Consider the following 16,645-nt stretch of genomic DNA (forward strand, 5'->3'; position numbering starts at 1 on the left):
GCGTGAGGTCAAGGGGGCGTAAAATCGTTCGGATTGATGTTCTGCGTTCACCTACATGAACTCAGCGCATCAGCTCCCCGGCGTTGACCAGCAACGACTGACCCGTGATCGCCCGCGCCCGTTCCGACGCCAGGAACACCGCCGCGTCCGCCACGTCCCCGTCCGTCGCCAGCTCGGGCAGCGCCATCCGCTCGGACAGCCGCTTCAGCACCTCCGCCTCCGGCACCTTCTCCGTGTGCGCGGTGAACTGCACGTACGCCTCCACCGGCGGCCCCCACATCCACCCCGGCAGCACGGTGTTCACCCGGATCCGGTACGGCCCCAACTCCCTTGCCAGCGAGTACATCGCGCTCGTCAGCGCCCCCTTCGACGCCGCGTACGCCGCCTGCCGCACCTGCGACGGGGCCGCCACCGACGACTGCGTCCCGATGATGACGACCGAGCCGCCGCCCGCCTCCTTCAGGGCCGGCAGACACGCCCGCGTCATCCGCAGGGTCCCCAGCAGATTCACGTCGATCACCGACTGCCAGGTGGCGAAGTCCGCGTCCTCGATCCCGCCGAAGTAGCTGTCCCACGCGGCCACATGGACCACCGCGTCGACCCGCCCGAACCGCTCCCGGCCCACCGCCACGAGCGCCTCGCACTGCCCCTCGTCCGTGATGTCCGTCGCCCGGTACGCCGTGTGCGACCCGTCGGGATCGATCTCGGCCGCCGACTTGGCGAGATTCGCCTCGGTCCGCGCGCCGAGAACGGCGTTTCCCCCATCCCGTACGACGGCCGCGGCGACCTGGTGGCCGAGTCCGGCCCCTACCCCCGAGACGACGACGGTCTTGCCCGCGAGCAGCGACATCCGATCCCTCCCGGGGTCTGGCGGTTTATCTGACGGGGCGTCAGAGTATGGGCGACCGGCGGAGGACGGAAGGGGAGCGACGTGAGCGAGGACACCCGGAGCGACGTGTACGCCGAACTGGCCGCCGTAGGACCGTACGGAGTCCGGCCAGGGCACGCCCTCATCACCATGGTCGAACCGAACCCCGGCCACGAGTACGCCTACAACCGCTGGTACGAGGACGACCACTACTACGCCGGCGCGATGGCCATGCCCTGGATGTACGCCGGCCGCCGCTGGGTCGCCACCCGCGACCTCCAACTCCTGCGCTCCCCCGAGAAGTCGGCGATCGCCCAGCCCGTCACGGCCGGCTGCTACCTCTCCACGTACTGGGTCACCGAGGGCCGCTACGACGACCACATGAAGTGGACCGTCGGCATCAACAAACGGCTCAATCGCGACGGTCGCGTCTACCAGGACCGTACGCACGTCTTCACCGCGTTCCAGGACCACGAGGCGACCGTCTACCGTGACGGCGCGGCCGGGCCGAGGGACTTCCACGCCCTCGACCACCCTTACGCCGGGCTGGTGTTGGAGGTCGTGGACAGTGAATCGGCCGAGCAGCGGGCCGAGTTGCTGGAGTGGCTCCGCTCCCGCCACCTGCCGAAACGGCTCGCGGGCTCCCCGGCCGCGATGGTGACGGTCTTCCGCCCCACCCCGCTGCCCGGCGACCGCATGACCTACGTCAAGCAGGTCGAGGGGGTCGACACCCGGCTGACGCTGCTCTGGTTCCTGGAGACGGACCCCCGGGACTGCTGGGAGCCGTACTTCACGGACCTGGAGACCCCCGTGGCCGAATCGGGCCTGGGGCGGGTGGAGTTGGTGGCGCCGTTCATCCCCACGGTGCCGGGCACGGACAAGTACGTGGACCGGCTCCGCTGACTACTTCAGCTCATCAGGACACGGTGTACCCCGAGGCAACTGGTACGGCGCCGCGAGTCGATACGTGCCGACCCGCGGAGCGAGCAGCATCGTCCACTTGTCGCCCTTCGAGTCCTCCGCCGTCTCCATCAGGCACCCGTTGAGGTTGTCGTACGTCTTCGGCGTGCCCTCGGCACGGTGCTTGGACGCGTCGGTCTCCTGCGGGGGCTTGAGGCTCTTGCCCTTCGCGTCGACGATGCTCAGCCAGGGCGAGTACGGGATACGGATGAGGATCCGGCCCTTCTTCTTCACCTCGATGGTCAACTCGCCCTGCTCCGCCCGGTCGACGACCGCGTTCGGCTCGGCGAGCGGCGCCGGGTCGGTGACCTGGAACAGCTGCCAGTTGGCGTCGCCCCAGATCTGCTTCAGATACGGCATCCCGCGCTGCACCAGGGCCCGTTCGCGCTCGCCGCCGTCGCCGTCCGGCTCGTCCTTGGGCAGGACGACGTAGTGGACGGCCCAACGCTGAAGCCACTCGTGGTAGTTCGCCGAGTTGAGCGTGTCGTCGTAGAAGAGGGGGTTGCGCTCCATGTCGGCCTGGCGGTTCCAGCCGCGCGCGAGGTTGACGTACGGCGCGAGCGCGGAGGCCTCGATGTGGGAGCGGGCCGGGACGACCTCGACGCGACCGCGCTCGGCGCCGACCTCCTGGAGTTCGTTGACGAGCGGGGCGAGTTCGTGCGACCAGGACGCGGCCGGGGCGGTGTTGATGACGTCGTCGACCGACTTGAAGCCGATCCACGCGGTGAAACCGACGAAGGCCAGCACGATCGCGTACCACTTGCGCGAGCGCGGCACGGCGAAGGGGAGCGCGGCGATCAGGGCCACTCCGGCGAACAGCATCGCCAGCCGGCTGATGTTCGAGCCGATCTGCGAACTGACCAGCCAGACGAGGACGACCCCGATGCCGTAGACCGCAGCCGTGATCCGTACGGTCGTCCACTCGCGCGGCACCAGGAAGTAGACGAGGACCCCGGACAGCAGCGGCAGTATCACCGAGCCGATCGTCATCGGCTGGGTGCCGGAGAACGGGAACAGCCAGGCGGACACGGCCACCACGGCCGCCGGCGCGAGGCCGAGGGCCCAGGCGCCGGGGCGGCGCTTCTGCAGGAAGAGGGACACGGCGACCAGGCCCACGAACAGCCCGGCCACCGGTGACGACATGGTCGAGAGCGCGGCCAGCGGGGCCGCGCACAGGGCCTTCGCCCAGCGTTTGTAGCGCCAGCGGTAGGGCCAGCAGAAGACGACGGCCACCGCGCCGAGCCCGAACATCGTGCCCAGGCCGTACGTCACCCGGCCCGACGCCGCGTTGCACAACAGCGCGAAGACACCCGCGAGCGAGGCCCACAGCGGATTCTTCACGGAGCGGCTGCGGATCAGGATCAGGGTGAGCAGGCCCGCCGAGATCGTCCCGGCGATCATCATCGTCGTACGGACACCGAGGACCGACATCAGATACGGCGACACCACGCTGTACGACACCGGGTGCATGCCGCCGTACCAGGCGAGGTTGTACGCCGAGTCCGGGTGCCGGCCGACGAACTCCGCCCAGGCGTCCTGTGCCGCGAGGTCGCCGCCGCTGTTCGCGAACGTGAAGAACCAGACGATGTGGAGGACCCCGGAGAGGAGCGTGAAGCCGATCACCGGGTGACGGAGGAAGGGTTCGCGGAGGCGGTCGATCAGACGCGCCCACCGGATGCTCCGGGAGCTCGCGCTAGGTGTTCCGTCGTCGCCCGTGCGGTGTGCGGGCAGCTGTATTCGCGGGCCGGCTCCCGGGCCCGGATCGGCATCGTCGGCGCGTGTCGGCTCCGCTGTGGCCACCTGAAGGCACTCCCCGTGTCCCGTCTTCTGTTCTCGGCCGCGTCCTGTCCCGTTCCCGGCCTGTTCGACGCCGCGTCCCGCTGACCGGCGACGTGCCCCGATTCGCGACGCTAGCACGCAGCCCGCCGCAGGGCTCCCGGGTGGGTGCCCAGCGGCGGGACGCGGTGACGTACATCGCCTCGTGGGTCAGCCGAGACGGGTCAGCTTGGCCGTCAAGGCCGGTTCCGCGAGATCCTTCTGGAGAGCGACCGGCACCTTGACCGCGCCGCCCGAACCGTCACCCACGGTGAGCGTGCCCACCTTGGTGCCGGCCTTCGCGGAGTGCGGTACGGCGTCCGAGGTGAACGACAGCTTCACCTTGAGGCCCGCCCAGCCGACCGCCGCGACGTCCTTGGTGACGACGACCGGCGTGTGACCGCCGAGCCGGTCGTCGACGTACCCGACGACGTCACCCTTCTTCAGGATCTTCGCCGACTTCATCGCGTCCTGCGCCGCGAGCATCGCCGTCTTGCTGACCGCGTTGACCGTGTCGATGATCGGCGCGGTGTGCTGGCCAAGGATCGCGCCGACGACGACGGCCGTCTCACCGCCGACCTGCTTGGTGGCGGCGAAGAGCAGGTTGCCGCCGGCCGCGGTGGTGGTGCCGGTCTTGATGCCGAGCGAGTTGTCGTACGGCACCAGGCGGTTGTAGTTGGTCCACTTCTTGCCGGACGGGTCGACCCAGCTCGGCAGCTTGGTGATGTCCATCAGCGCCTGGATTCCGACCAGTTGGTTGCCGAGCTTCACCTGGTCCTCGGCGGTGGAGACGGTGGTCTCCTTCAGGCCCGAGGCGTCCGTGTACGTCGTGTTCGTCATCCCCAGCGCCTTGGCCGTGTCGTTCATCTTCTTGATGAACGCCGCCTCGGTGCCCGCGTCCCAACGGGCCAGCAGGCGCGCGATGTTGTTCGCGGACGGGATCATGATCGCCGACAGCGCCTGCTTCTCGGTGAGGACGTCGCCGGTCTTGACGGTGTTGAGCGTGGACTCGCCGTCCTTGTCGTAACCGCCCTCCTTCTCGGCGGTCGCGTCCACGGTGATCTTCGCGCCCTCCGCGCCCGACTTCAGCGGGTGGTCCTTGAGGACGATGTACGCGGTCATCGCCTTGGCGACCGAGCCGATGGCGACCGGCGTCTGCTTGCCGAAGCTGCCCATCGTGCCGATGCCGTCGACGTCCATCCAGCCCTGGCCCTCGCTGGGCCACGGGAGGCTCGCCTTGCTGCCGTCGAAGGTGTACGAGTCGTCGGCGGTGAGGGTGAGAGAGGGGGTGGGCAGCGGCCGTACGGCCTGTACTACCGCAAACACGATCGCCAGGAGGATGACCAGCGGAGTCCAGATCTTGACTCTGCGGATCGCTGTGCGGACCGGGGTCTGCGGGGGCGGCGGGGTGTTGGTCAGCTCGGCGAGGAGGTCCAGCGGGGGCTTCGGAGGAAGCGGTTGCTGGGTGGTGTGCTCGGGGCCGAGGTGGGGGACGGGGCGGGTGGTGTCCTTGCGGGGCGTATCCCTGCGGGGCTCGTCGAGGGGCTTCAGCGCGACGAACTTGCTGGTGCGCTCGGCGGGGGTCTCGGGGGCCTCCGGGACCTTGGGTGCCTTGAGCATGGTGGTGGGCTGGTCCACCGCGGGCTTGGGCGGGCGCGGCGCCTTGAACACGGCGGTGGGGTGATCGACGGCCTCGGCTTCGCCGTCGGCCGCCTTCGTCTTCCCACCGGCACCACCCGTGCGGGTCTCGTCGTCGGCCGCGGGTGCCGCCTGTGGGGCGGAATCGCCGTCGGCGGCTTTCGGCGGGGCGTCGGCGGGGGCCGCGTCTTCGGGGTCGGGGTCGGTGTCGGCGTCGGTGGCCGCGTCCGCAGACGGGGGTTCCGTGTCCGCGGCTACGTCCGTGCCGGCTTCGGCCTCGGCTTCGCCGGCTGTCTCGCCCGGCTCGGGAATCGCGTCCTCGGGGGTATCACCCGAGTCGGTGTCGGCGACCTGCTCGACCTCGACCTCGGTCACGTCGCTGTCGGGCTCGGACTCGGGCTCGGCGCCGGCCGTATCGCCAACCTCCGCCGAGCTGTCACCGGAGCCGCCGCTACCAGCCTCCCCGGCCTCCTCCCCGGCGTCCTCGCCGGTCTCCGCGCCCGTGGCGTCGGCCGAGGACGTTTCCCCCGCGTCCTCGGCCTCCACGTCTCCAGCGGGCTCCTCATGGTCCTCGGCGTCTGCGACCAGCTCCGAGCCCTCGGAACCCTTCGAGGCCTCGGCCTCCGTGGCGTGTCCCGAAGCCTCTTCCGAGTCCTGGCTCCGCTGATCCGACCCATCGGCCTCGTCGGCCTCGTCGGCCTTGCCGGCAGCGTCGGCGTCGGCGGCCTCATCGGACCCGCCGGCCTTGTCGACCTCGTCGACCTCGTCCGCCGAAGCCACCCAAGCCGCCACAGCCTCACGCAACCGTGTGTCGCCCCCCTTGCCGCCCTTGGCGGAAGGGTTCTGCGCGGCGGTGGGCTCAGGGTCCTCGGAATCGCCGGAGGCGCTCTCCTCGACGGTCTCCGTCTCCTCCGTCTCGGTCTCCGCCCTCAACTCCCGGATCGAAAAAACCTTCGTCGCCGTGTCCACACCCCCACGCTGGACCGCCGCAGCCGTGGACGCCGTGGACGGCGTCGCGGCCTCTCGGGCCACCGCCAGCCGGGGGTCCCGCTCACCCCGTGCCTCGGGAACCGGACTCGCGCTCCCCGACGTCGGTTCTGCCGACGACTCGCGCTGCTTCGACCTGTCGGGGGACTCGCCCGCCACCGATGCCTCCTCCATGCGCCGCACGCGCCGCGTGCGTCAACCGAACCGACCGAGATAACCGAGTTAGCTACAAAATCAGCTGGAAAATCAGCTGGAAAATCTCATACCCGCCGCCCGGACAACGCATCAGCACCGCTGTCCGAACCATGTACCAGTGTCCTGTGTGCGGGCTTAACCCCTGCGGTAGACGAGAACGACATACTTACCGGTTCCACTACGAAGCGGTCACGCACTCTCGACAGACCAATGTGAGAGGGGTCACCCTGTCATTCATCCACGCGGGGAGGCATGGATGGGCAGGAGCCGCAGAACTCTTCCGGAAGAGCTTCTACTGCTGGCATTGGACCCGGCCACGGGTACCACTGCACAGCCGCAGTCGCTCGACCTCGGTCTGGCCGGAGCACAGCTAGTGGAGCTGGCGCTGGCCGGACGGATAGCCCCAGACGGGGATCGTATCGCCGTGGTGGTACCACGGCCGACCGGAGATCCAACTTTGGACTGTGCGTTGGAGTTGCTGCGAAGGCGTGGCGCTCCCGTGCGTGCAGTGAACTGGATTGGCGGGCCCCGACTGGGACTTCGCCAGACCTACCTCTCGCATCTGGAGCGGTGCGGCATGGTGCATGCCGTGGCGGGACAGATGTGCGGGGTGCTGCCGACGACTCGCTACCAAGCGACGGACAACGAGATCAGCCGCGAGATCAGGGGCCGACTCGATTCCGCGATCCGCACCGGCGTACCGCCGGACCCGCGGACAGCCGCGCTCGCCGCACTGGCGCACGCGGTCGGTCTCGGCAAACACCTGTATCCGGGTAATGAGGGACGTTCGTCCCGCTCCCGGCTGCGGGACCTGATCAGGCACGACCCCATGGGCGGACTCGTGGCGCACGCCGTGATGGACGTCCAGAACGGTGTGGCCGCACAGCCACGCCGTAGCCCGGCCCCGGCCGGCCGTCAGGCCGCGCCCGGATCAAGGCCACCGGAACCGGCTCGTGGTGTTCCGATGCAGCCGCACCGCGGCACCATGGCGCGCGCCGTGGCTCACTGAGCCGCAGTCCCACGGCACACGCCCGCATCAGGACAGGACCGCACCACCGCACGACCGCAGCACACGCAGTACCGCCGCACCGCCAGTCCCCAAGACCCGGTTCGGGAGCCGCTGGTCCGAGCGGGGTGGAGCAGACGTAACGTCTCTCCACCCCGCTCGGCCGCATCTACGGACGCCGCAGGCAACCGGAATCTGGCCCGTACCTGCCGCATATCCACCGTTTCCCAGCGGTAGAAACCACCTTGGTGGCAGTCTGCTCAACAGCAGATACGCAAAGTGGCAAGCACTGAGCAGCAAGTAGCGGCAATCAGTGGCAAGCAGCAGTAAGCAGTGGCAAGTACAGGCATGCAGCCGGAGGTGCACGTTCCCGTGGCGTCAAGTGTCAATCCCACCGTCAGGCGACGCCGGTTGGGCCAGGAGTTGCGTCGGCTCCGCGAGCTCAAGGGCATGACGGCCGAAGAGGTCGCCGAGCGGTTGCTGGTGTCGCAGTCGAAGATCAGTCGGCTGGAGAACGGACGGCGCAGCATCAGCCAGCGCGACGTCCGCGACCTGTGCGGGGTCTACGAGGTCGAGGACGTCCGCATCGTCGACTCGCTCATGCAGATGGCCAAGGACTCGCGCCAGCAGGGCTGGTGGCACTCCTTCGGCGACATCCCCTACAGCGTCTACATCGGCCTGGAGACGGACGCGGCGAGCCTGCGCGTCTACGATCCCCAGGTCGTCCCGGGCCTGTTGCAGACCCGGCAGTACGCCGAGGCACTGATCACCGGGGCGTTGCCGGAATCGGCCCCGGCGGACGTCGAGAAGCGCGTTCAGGTGCGCCTGCGCCGGCAGGAACGCATCTCGGCCGCGGAGAACCCGCTGCGCCTGTGGGCGGTGCTCGACGAGGCGGCGCTGCGCCGCGAGGTCGGCAACAAGCAGGTGATGATCGGGCAGTTGGACGGTCTCATCGAGATGTCCCAACTGCCGCATGTCACCGTGCAGGTGATCCCGTTCGCGATGGGCGCGCACCCAGGAGTCAGCGGCCAGTACGCGATCCTGGAGTTCCCCGACGCGGCCGACTCAAGCGTGGTCTACATCGAGGGCGTCACGAGCGACCTGTATCTGGAAAAGGCGCAGGACGTGCAGAAGTACAGCGTGATGTACGAGCACCTCAGGGCCCAGGCCCTGAATGCCGACCAGAGTCGTGAGTTCATCTCGAACGTGGCGAAGGAATACGCGCGCTGAGGGCTCCTCCGGCGGAAGGTGCCGCACAATACACCTTCCGCCAGGTGGAATGGAAGACACCAGGGGAATATGCCACCCGGTCGAGTGAATGGCCGCTTCGCCCGCCGATGTTGGCGAGTAGCGTCGATCACGCCATCGAGCAACAACGTTGGCGCAAACCGTGTCCTGCGGACAGAGCGATGCGCGGGCACGGCGACAGCAACTCAGCAACTGGTAATCGGAGCGAAAATGGCAATCAAGCAGGGCGCCGCGGACGAGTGGGTCAAGTCTTCCTACTCGCAGGGCAACGGCGCGTGCGTCGAGATCAAGTCGCCGGTTCTGTCGGCGATGGCCGTTCGGGACTCGAAGGTCTCCGAGGGACCCACCCTGGCCTTCCCCGCCGACGTGTGGAAGGCCTTCGTGGCATCGGTCTGGATGTAGGGACAAGATCCGACAGCCCGCCAACTCGACATACCTCAAGACAACTCAACAAGCATTACCGAAGAGCCCTCTCGACTGGCCGCCGTCCTTGCCGAGAGGGCTCGGCTTTTGTCGCGGTTCACGAGGTCAGGCGGTCGAGGAGCCGCACGGACTCCTCGACCGGCAGTGCGACATCGGTGGTCAGTGACTTCATCGCCTGTTGGTAGGCGGCCACTTCGCTCGATTCGTTCGACATTACGCTGGACGCGAGCAACTCGTTGTAGACCGTCGCGCCACCGCCGTCGTACGACAGGATCGTGAAGTCGCCGTTGCAGCCGGGGTGAATCGACCGGCGTAGCGGCACGACCTGGATCGTCACGTTGGGCCGAGCGGACAGCTCCAGGAGCCTGCGGCACTGGTCCCGCATGATGTGGGGCTGCGCCTCGAACTCGTGCAGCAGGGCGGTCTCTTGGACGACCGCGTGCAGTTCGAACGGTGTCGACATCCGGGTCAGGATCGACTGTCGGGCCGAGTTCATGTCCGCGATGACGTCCGCCTTGTGGGCCGTCGCACCCGGAGCGCGCTGTGCGATCACCACCGCACGCCGGTACTCGGCGGTCTGCAGCAGCCCCGGAATGAGCAGCGTGTGGTAGACGAACTCCCGCACGGCCTGCGACTCCAGCTCGATGAAGTCGCGAAACCCGTGCGAGATCACATCGCCGTAGCGGGTCCACCAGCCGGCCTCGTCCGCGTCACGGCACAGCCGCTCGAAGTACAGGCGACTTTCGTCCTCGACTCCGTACAGGTCCGCAAGCCTGGAGTACGTATCGAGCGACAGCTTCGTACTCCCCGTCTCCCAGCGGCTCGCCGTCGCCAGGCTGACCTCAAGCCGGTCCGCGACCTCCTGAAGCGTCAGCCCCTCGCCTGTACGCCAGTGGCGGAGCTGCGCGCCAACTCGTCGCCTACGGGCAGATGTTCCTTCACTCATGCAGCAGACCTCCTGGCCGAAGTCTGGCATTTCCGGGCCCCCTCTCGCATCTCACTGGAGAGTGAAAGTTTTCAGATCTTGAAGATCTACTTGCGAGTCCTGTCGAAAACGCGGCACACTCCCAGTCATCGTCAAGCCCGTGGTCGTCGTGGGGGAACCGTGAACCAATCAAGACCCGCAACCCGGAAAGTCGTCGTCTACCTCTGCACCACCGTGCACTTGAACCCGCAACCACTCCTGCGGGCCTGTGACGCCTATGCGGGCAGACGCGGTTGGCGGGTCGTCGACTCCTTGCACGACGCGACGGGCCAGAGCGACCCGACCAAGGCACGCGAACGCCCCGCGCTGGCGCGTGCCATCGAGACCTTGACGACCACCGACGCGTCCGTCCTGCTCACCATCTCGCCCGAGATGATCTCGACGCTCGCGACGGAGTACGCCCAGATCACCGACCGGGTGGCACACGCCGGTGGGTTCATCCACACCATGGGCTGGCCGGAGATGCAGCCCGACAACAGGAGGTCGGCATGAGCAAGTTCGAGTTCCGTACCGCTGCGGCCTGCGGCGGCCCCTGCACCGAAGGCTGTGTCGAGGTGGCCACCAACATCCCGGGAATCGTCGCGATCCGCGACACGAAGACCGAGTCCGTCATGCAGTTCACCCCGAAGGAGTGGGAGGACTTCCTGAGCGGCGCCAAGGGCGGCGAGTTCGATCTCAGTGCCTGACTCGGGTGCCGTGCGGCCGTGCCCCTCTTCGGGCGCGGCCGCCCACCCGCGGCGCGTGTCATGCCCCTACGACGCCTGGCGGCACAGCGAGCCGACCGTCTGGCGTGAACGCTCCCTGCACTGGCACGCCTACTCATGGCGGGGCGACGGAAAACGGCTCGGCGACAACGCGGCCCGCAGGGCGACGGCATCGGACATCGTGCCGTTCGCCCTGCGGGACTGGCTCATGAAGCCGGCCCGCCTCATCAGGGCCGCACCCGCCACGCCCGAGGAAGCGCTGCGCTGGCTTCGTGAGCAGTTCGACGCCTGTGCCCCCGTGATGTGCCCCGCTCAGCAACGCACGTTCATCCCGGACGAGTTCAGGTTCGGCCTCGCCCTGTACGAACTGCGCTGCGGCAACGACCTGTCGTGGGGCTTCTGGCTCACCAACGCCTCGTACCAGGCGATGTCGCTGATCGCCGTGGGTGATTCCACGACGGGCGCGTGCCATACCCAGTGACCCGGGGTCGGAGCGAGGGGGAGCGCGGCTACTGCTTCCCCTCCACCGGAAACGCCACATCGCACACCGGATCCCCGGGACCCGCCGCCTCCCAGTCCGCGAAGTACACCTCGCGGCACGGCCCGGCGTACCGCAGCCCCTGCCCGGCGACCCACTGCTCCACCGCCTCGAACGCGGCCAGGATCTGCGGATGCGCCACCTGTGCCTTGGTGATCCGGGCGTACGCCAGCCGCCGTGCCGGTTCCACCCGTACCGCCGTCTGCCGGCCCCGCCCCTGTCGCGCCGCCCAGGCCCGCGCCGCCGCCTCGTCCGCGACCGGCACACAGGCCTCGGCCGGGCCGTCGCTCTCCATCGACACGTCGGCGTGGTAGACGACGAACGGCGCGGCGCTCACGCCCCCGCACTCCTTCGCCGCCTCGTCAAGTCGCCCCAGCGAGGCGGGAATCCAGGCCGGCAACTCGTCCGCGAGGATGTGCCGGGTCTCGGTGACCAGCACCTGTTCCGGTACCTCGACCGTCTCGACCACGAACGTTCCGTACATCTCGGAGCTCCTCCCCGAAAGGCGTGCACGGAGGTACTCGGCGAGCGTGCGCTGCCCGGCGACCCGGGTTTCTACGTCCGTCCAGTACGCGCCGAGGAGTTCGGCCGCGTCGGTCCCGTCGGTCCCGCCCGTCCTGTCGGCCTCGACCACCTCGGCGATCCGCGCCAGCGGCATGTCCAACTGCCGTAGCAGCGCCACGAGTCGGGCCCGCTCGACCTGGCCGGCACGGTAGTAGCGGTAACCGCTGACTTCGTCGACCCGATCCGGCGCCAACACCCCCAGCCGGTCGTACAGCCGCAGCGCCTTGGCCGAAAGCCGTGCCCGCGCCGCGAACGCGCCGATGGTGAGCAGTTCGTCGTCCACCCTCGCATCCTCCGTCACCGGGCGGTTCCTGTCCGCCCGGCGACAAGGACGCTCAGCCCTGCCCCAGGGGCAAGGTCAAGGCGCTTATACGACGGCCTGCTCCACCGCCGCCACGACCTCCGCCGACTCCGGCTCGGTCTGCGGGGAGAAGCGGGCGACGACCGTGCCGTCGCGGCCGATCAGGAACTTCTCGAAGTTCCAGCGGATGTCGCCGGTGTGGCCCTCCGCGTCGGCGAAGCCGACGAGGCGGTCGTACAGTTCGTGCCGGTCGTCCCCGTTGACCTCGACCTTCTCGGTCAGCGGGAAGGTCACGCCGTACGTCGCCGAGCAGAACTCGGCGATCTCGTCGGCGCTGCCGGGCTCCTGCCCGAGGAACTGGTTGCAGGGCACGCCGAGCACGGTGAAGCCCTGTGCCGCGTACCGCTCCTGGAGTCGCTCAAGGCCCGTGTACTGGGGGGTCAGCCCGCACTTGGAAGCCACGTTCACCACGAGGACGGCCTTGCCCGCGTACTGCGAGAGGTCCGCCGAACCGCCCGTGAGCGACCCGATCTGGACACCGAGGGGACCCGTGTTCTCTGTAGTCGTCATAACCGGATGCTAACTCCGGTAAATGTCGTTCTCCCCACGGGCCCATGCCCTTCCGTCCCACGGGCCCATGCCCTTCCGTCCCACGGGCCCATGCCCTTCCGTCCCACGGGCCCTTGCCCTTCCGTCCCACGGGCCCTTGCCCCTACGCCGCTACGAGCCCACGCCCCTACGCCTCCCCGGCCGACAAGCCTCCCCCCACCGGCCCACCCACCCCCCTCACAAACCAGCCGCCTTCACCACAACCTCCCCCGCCGCCGTCCGCGAATACAGCACCGCCCGCCCCGCCCGCCGCCGCTCCACCAGCCCCGCGTCCAGCAGCACCCGCAGATGCCGGCCCACCGAACCGAGTGCCTGGCCGGTCACGGCGGTCAGTTGGCTGGTGCTCATCGGTGAGCCGAGGAGCATGAGGACGCCCGCCCGTGCGGGCCCCAGCAGCGCGCCCAGGCTCTCCGGCGCCGCCCGCCCGCCGCGGTCGGCGAGGACGCCCGCGCACGAGTAGACGAGGGCGTACCGGTCCGGCTCCTCCCACGACACCCACCCGCCCTTCGGCGTGACCGGCATGAAGAACAGCTCCGCGCCGGAGATCTCGCGCGGCGGATTCCGGTGCAGGTTGATCTGCAGCCCGCTCTCCCCGAGCCACCGCGTCCGCCCAGGCCGCAGCGCGTCCAGCACGGCCGCCCAGCCGCCCTGGCTCACCTGTGCCGTCCGGGCCACCACATCGGCCTCCAGGACCCGCCGGCGCCGCGCCCAGTACGGCCGTACGGTCTCCTCCCAGACGTACTCCAGGAGCCGGGCCGCCCGTTCGGGCAGATCGTCGCGCTCCAGGGCGGCCGGGAGCGGTCCGGCGAGGGAGACCGCGAGGTTCGCCCGCGCGTCCTCGGGCCGGGTCTTCCGCACGCGTGCGACGGTCTCCGCGAACGACTCCCGGTCCGTCTGCGTCGGACAGAGGAAGTCGGCGATCCAGGACCGCCCGAGCCCCGCCCGCACCAGCAGCCCGGTGACCGGATCGGTCGCCAACAGGCCCTGGTAGCCCGGCAGATGGTCCCGCAGCCACAACTGCCCGCCGGAATGCGCGGCCACCCCCACGTGCAGCAGCTTCAGCGCGGCGAAGGTCTCGGCGAACGACGAGACGACGAACCGGCTCCGGGCCAGCGTGTCCGCGTTGAGCTGCCACAACCCCATCCGCATCCCCCACGTTTCGCGTCCGCGCGAAAGAATAGAACCCCCCGCGCCCACCCCCGCAGACTCCGCCCATGCGCAGCTACCGCGAGCTCTTCCGCACGCCCGAATACACCCCGTTCTTCTTCTCCTTCGCCGCCCAGAACGCCGCCCTGACGATCAGCGGCCTGGCCCTCGCCACCCTCGTCTACCGGGCCACGGACTCGCCCCTGCTGTCGGCCGTGAGCATGTTCGGGCCGCAGCTCGCCCAGATGATCGGCGCGACCTTCTTCCTGTCGGGCGCCGACCGCCTGCCCCCGCGCGCCACCCTCACCGGCATCAACTCCGCCTTCGCCGTCTGTACGGCGCTGCTGGCGCTGCCCGTTCTGCCGATCGGGGCGGTCTTCGCCGTCGTGTTCCTCCAGGGCCTGATCGCCTCGCTGGGCGGGGGCGTGAGCGGCGGCCTGCTGAACGAGATCCTGCCCAAGGAGGGCTTCGTACTGGGCCGTTCGGTGTTCAACATGGCCTCCGGCCTGATGCAGGTCACCGGGTTCGCGACGGGCGGCGCCCTGCTGACCCTCCTGTCCCCCCGCACCTGCCTGCTCCTCTCGGCGGCGCTGTACGCCACCACGGCCCTGACCGTCCGCCTGGGCCTGACCGCCCGCCCACCCCGCTCCACGGGCCGCCCGTCGGTCTCGGCGACCTGGCGCACGAACGCCCTCCTGTGGTCCTCCCGCCCCCGCCGCCTGACCTACCTCGGCATGTGGCTCCCCAACGGCCTGGTCGTCGGCTGCGAATCCCTCTACGTCTCCTACGACTCCGGTTCCGCCGGCGCCCTGTTCGCGTCGGCGGCGCTGGGCATGTTCGCCGGCGACCTGACCCTGGGCCGCTTCGTACCGTCGGCCCTACGCGCCCGCCTGGACGTCCCGCTGCGCCTCCTGCTGGCCGCCCCGTACCTGTTCTTCGCACTCCGTCCGGGCCTGCCGTGGGCGGCCGTGGCGGTGTGCGTCGGCTCCGTGGGCTTCGGCGCGAGCCTCGTCCTCCAGGAACGCCTGATGGCCCTCACCCCCGACGAACTCGCGGGCCACGCCCTCGGGTTGCGCTCCGCGGGCATGCTCACCCTGCAGGGAGTGAGCGCGGCCCTCGCGGGCACGCTCGCCCAACTCACCTCACCGGGAACGGCGATGACCCTGATGGCGACGGCGTCGACGACGGTCACGCTGACCCTGGCGGTGCTCGCCCGGCAGGAGCGGCACCTTCACCAGGGGCGGGTGATCCGTACTTTTCCGTAGTCAGAGGCATCCTTGACAGCGTGCGTACTGTTTCGCGACGTTTGGGCCCTGCCGAACTGTTCGTGTCTCGTCGTACCTTGGGATATGTAGGAAGGGCGCGGACGACGCGTCGTGGGGGAATGGGGGGACGGTCGCCCATGCGATCCAGCAGCAAGGCGGACATCACGATCCACAGACCGGAGGAGCTCACTACCACGCTCCGTCAGGCCTGGCACAAGGCGATGGACGAGTCGCCGGACTACGCGAACCCTTTCCTGGCACCGGAGTTCGCGGACGGCGTCGGCCGGTACCGCGGTGGGGCGCAGGTCGCGGTGCTGCACGAGGGCGGGGAGCCGGTCGGTTTCTTCCCGTACGAACGCAACCCCTTCGGCGTCGGCCGGGCCATCGGCCTCGGCCTCTCCGACTGCCAGGCCCTGGTGCACCGGCCCGGAGTCACCTGGGACGTCCAGCAACTCCTGCGGGCCTGCGGCCTGTCGGTCTTCGAGTTCGACCATCTCGTCGAGGAACAGCAGCCGTTCGGCCGCCATGTCACCGGCACCTTCGCGTCCCCGGTGATCGACCTCAAGGACGGCGACGGCGAGGGCACCTACGCCGAGTGGCTGCGCGCCGCCTACCCGGGCATCGCCAAGACGACCCTGAAGAAGGAACGCCGCCTCGGCCGCGACCTCGGCGAGATGCGGTTCGTCTACGACGAGCGCGACCCCGAAGTCCTGCACACGCTGATGCGCTGGAAGTCGGCGCAGTACCGCAGGACCGGCCGCATGGACCGTTTCGCGCGCCCCTGGATCGTGGACCTCGTGGACCACCTGTTCCGCGTCCGCGAGGAACACTTCACCGGCGTCCTGTCGGTCCTCTACGCCGGGGACCGCCCGGTGGCGGCCCACTTCGGGCCTACGTCCCGCACCCTGTTCGCGGCCTGGTTCACGGCGTACGACCCCGAACTCCGTTACTACTCACCGGGGTTGATCATGCACCTCAGGATGGCCGAGGAGGCGGGCCGGCACGGTGTGCGCCTCATGGACCTGGGCCGCGGCGACAAGGAGTGGAAGGACTGGCTCAAGACCCGCGAACTGCGCGTCGGCGAGGGCTTCGCCACCCGCCCCCACCCGGTGGCGGCGGCCCACCGCCTGTGGCGCCGCCCGGTACGCGGCCTGCGCAACACGGTCCTGGCCCACCCCGCCCTCCGGGACCCGGCGGACCGCCTGCTGAAAACGGTGGGCACGCTGCGCACATCGGGCCGGGCGGCGCTCAAGAAGTGACGATGCGGCGACACCAACCCCGATGGGGCCCTGGACCGACGAGGTCGAGGGCCCTTTCCGCGTTCCGGGCCGGTCCCCGACACCCGCACGACAGGCGGCCGTGGTAGACAACGCCGATGATGGTCTGGGCTGTT

Annotated in this window: 16 protein-coding genes; 9 read left to right on the forward strand and 7 right to left on the reverse strand. The window is 69.4% G+C overall.

From position 1 onward, the window contains the following. Positions 1-61: 61 nt before the first annotated feature. Positions 62-850 (reverse strand): SDR family oxidoreductase, encoded by a 789-nt coding sequence (locus ACIQBL_RS00160; RefSeq protein WP_401935157.1) that lies wholly within the window; start codon positions 848-850, stop codon positions 62-64. Between the two features lie 81 nt (positions 851-931). Between ACIQBL_RS00160 and ACIQBL_RS00165 the strand changes: the two genes are divergently transcribed. Further along, positions 932-1,771: a hypothetical protein gene (locus tag ACIQBL_RS00165; protein ID WP_401935159.1), complete on the forward strand. Its 840-nt coding sequence runs from the start codon at positions 932-934 to the stop codon at positions 1,769-1,771. On the opposite strand, the gene ACIQBL_RS00170 is transcribed toward ACIQBL_RS00165, so the two are convergent. Then, positions 1,772-3,628, reverse strand: coding sequence for an MFS transporter (locus ACIQBL_RS00170; protein ID WP_401935161.1), 1,857 nt, complete (start codon positions 3,626-3,628; stop codon positions 1,772-1,774). Positions 3,629-3,814: 186 nt separating this feature from the next. Then, complete coding sequence (locus tag ACIQBL_RS00175; protein ID WP_401935163.1) at positions 3,815-6,442, reverse strand: D-alanyl-D-alanine carboxypeptidase; 2,628 nt, start codon at positions 6,440-6,442, stop codon at positions 3,815-3,817. A gap of 277 nt (positions 6,443-6,719) precedes the next feature. On the opposite strand from ACIQBL_RS00175, the gene ACIQBL_RS00180 reads away from it, so the two are divergent. From ACIQBL_RS00180 to ACIQBL_RS00190, 3 genes are all read left to right on the forward strand, one after another. Continuing rightward, positions 6,720-7,472: a GPP34 family phosphoprotein gene (locus ACIQBL_RS00180; protein WP_026150485.1), complete on the forward strand. Its 753-nt coding sequence runs from the start codon at positions 6,720-6,722 to the stop codon at positions 7,470-7,472. A 369-nt stretch (positions 7,473-7,841) separates the two neighbouring features. Then, positions 7,842-8,699: a helix-turn-helix transcriptional regulator gene (locus ACIQBL_RS00185; RefSeq protein ID WP_360070548.1), complete on the forward strand. Its 858-nt coding sequence runs from the start codon at positions 7,842-7,844 to the stop codon at positions 8,697-8,699. Positions 8,700-8,927: 228 nt separating this feature from the next. After that, complete coding sequence (locus tag ACIQBL_RS00190) at positions 8,928-9,119, forward strand: DUF397 domain-containing protein (protein ID WP_401935164.1); 192 nt, start codon at positions 8,928-8,930, stop codon at positions 9,117-9,119. Between the two features lie 118 nt (positions 9,120-9,237). Here the strand turns inward: ACIQBL_RS00190 and ACIQBL_RS00195 are convergent, their stop codons facing one another. Then, positions 9,238-10,086 carry a helix-turn-helix domain-containing protein gene (locus tag ACIQBL_RS00195; protein WP_401935166.1) on the reverse strand — a complete coding sequence of 283 codons (849 nt, stop codon included), beginning with the start codon at positions 10,084-10,086 and terminating at the stop codon, positions 9,238-9,240. Between the two features lie 219 nt (positions 10,087-10,305). On the opposite strand from ACIQBL_RS00195, the gene ACIQBL_RS00200 reads away from it, so the two are divergent. Genes ACIQBL_RS00200 through ACIQBL_RS00210 form a run of 3 tightly spaced genes read left to right on the forward strand, consistent with a single transcriptional unit; the run spans position 10,306 to position 11,310 of the window. Next, positions 10,306-10,617: a hypothetical protein gene (locus ACIQBL_RS00200; RefSeq protein ID WP_401935168.1), complete on the forward strand. Its 312-nt coding sequence runs from the start codon at positions 10,306-10,308 to the stop codon at positions 10,615-10,617. Then, positions 10,614-10,811, forward strand: a complete 198-nt coding sequence (locus ACIQBL_RS00205) for a DUF397 domain-containing protein (RefSeq protein WP_200716965.1) — start codon at positions 10,614-10,616, stop codon at positions 10,809-10,811. Before ACIQBL_RS00200 ends, ACIQBL_RS00205 begins: the two co-directional genes overlap by 4 nt. Before the next feature lie 55 nt (positions 10,812-10,866). Beyond that, positions 10,867-11,310 carry a hypothetical protein gene (locus ACIQBL_RS00210; RefSeq protein ID WP_401935170.1) on the forward strand — a complete coding sequence of 148 codons (444 nt, stop codon included), beginning with the start codon at positions 10,867-10,869 and terminating at the stop codon, positions 11,308-11,310. Positions 11,311-11,338: 28 nt separating this feature from the next. Here the strand turns inward: ACIQBL_RS00210 and ACIQBL_RS00215 are convergent, their stop codons facing one another. The 3 genes from ACIQBL_RS00215 to ACIQBL_RS00225 form a co-directional block, all read right to left on the reverse strand. Next, positions 11,339-12,232: a MerR family transcriptional regulator gene (locus ACIQBL_RS00215; protein ID WP_401935172.1), complete on the reverse strand. Its 894-nt coding sequence runs from the start codon at positions 12,230-12,232 to the stop codon at positions 11,339-11,341. 66 nt (positions 12,233-12,298) lie between these two features. Then, the gene (locus ACIQBL_RS00220) at positions 12,299-12,802 is read right to left on the reverse strand and encodes a glutathione peroxidase (protein WP_401935174.1); all 504 of its coding nucleotides are present in this window, start codon (positions 12,800-12,802) and stop codon (positions 12,299-12,301) included. Between the two features lie 216 nt (positions 12,803-13,018). Next, a complete protein-coding gene (locus tag ACIQBL_RS00225) occupies positions 13,019-13,984 on the reverse strand; it encodes an ArsR/SmtB family transcription factor (RefSeq protein ID WP_401935176.1) in 966 nt (321 codons plus the stop codon). Positions 13,985-14,055: 71 nt separating this feature from the next. On the opposite strand from ACIQBL_RS00225, the gene ACIQBL_RS00230 reads away from it, so the two are divergent. Both ACIQBL_RS00230 and ACIQBL_RS00235 read left to right on the forward strand, forming a co-directional pair. Continuing rightward, positions 14,056-15,252 carry an MFS transporter gene (locus ACIQBL_RS00230; protein WP_401935178.1) on the forward strand — a complete coding sequence of 399 codons (1,197 nt, stop codon included), beginning with the start codon at positions 14,056-14,058 and terminating at the stop codon, positions 15,250-15,252. A 137-nt stretch (positions 15,253-15,389) separates the two neighbouring features. Beyond that, on the forward strand, positions 15,390-16,511 hold the full coding sequence (locus ACIQBL_RS00235; RefSeq protein ID WP_401935179.1) for a GNAT family N-acetyltransferase: 1,122 nt from the start codon (positions 15,390-15,392) through the stop codon (positions 16,509-16,511). Positions 16,512-16,645: the final 134 nt, after the last annotated feature.

It is taken from the genome of Streptomyces sp. NPDC088350 (assembly GCF_044753545.1).
Taxonomy (GTDB): domain Bacteria; phylum Actinomycetota; class Actinomycetes; order Streptomycetales; family Streptomycetaceae; genus Streptomyces.

Coding starts and splice junctions, on each gene's coding strand:
- ACIQBL_RS00160 (WP_401935157.1), bottom strand. CDS start 850: ATGTCGCTGCTCGCGGGCAAGACCGTCGTCGTCTCGGGGGTAGGGGCC.
- ACIQBL_RS00175 (WP_401935163.1), bottom strand. CDS start 6,442: ATGGAGGAGGCATCGGTGGCGGGCGAGTCCCCCGACAGGTCGAAGCAG.
- ACIQBL_RS00180 (WP_026150485.1), top strand. CDS start 6,720: ATGGGCAGGAGCCGCAGAACTCTTCCGGAAGAGCTTCTACTGCTGGCA.
- ACIQBL_RS00190 (WP_401935164.1), top strand. CDS start 8,928: ATGGCAATCAAGCAGGGCGCCGCGGACGAGTGGGTCAAGTCTTCCTAC.
- ACIQBL_RS00195 (WP_401935166.1), bottom strand. CDS start 10,086: ATGAGTGAAGGAACATCTGCCCGTAGGCGACGAGTTGGCGCGCAGCTC.
- ACIQBL_RS00205 (WP_200716965.1), top strand. CDS start 10,614: ATGAGCAAGTTCGAGTTCCGTACCGCTGCGGCCTGCGGCGGCCCCTGC.
- ACIQBL_RS00220 (WP_401935174.1), bottom strand. CDS start 12,802: ATGACGACTACAGAGAACACGGGTCCCCTCGGTGTCCAGATCGGGTCG.
- ACIQBL_RS00225 (WP_401935176.1), bottom strand. CDS start 13,984: ATGGGGTTGTGGCAGCTCAACGCGGACACGCTGGCCCGGAGCCGGTTC.
- ACIQBL_RS00230 (WP_401935178.1), top strand. CDS start 14,056: ATGCGCAGCTACCGCGAGCTCTTCCGCACGCCCGAATACACCCCGTTC.
- ACIQBL_RS00235 (WP_401935179.1), top strand. CDS start 15,390: ATGCGATCCAGCAGCAAGGCGGACATCACGATCCACAGACCGGAGGAG.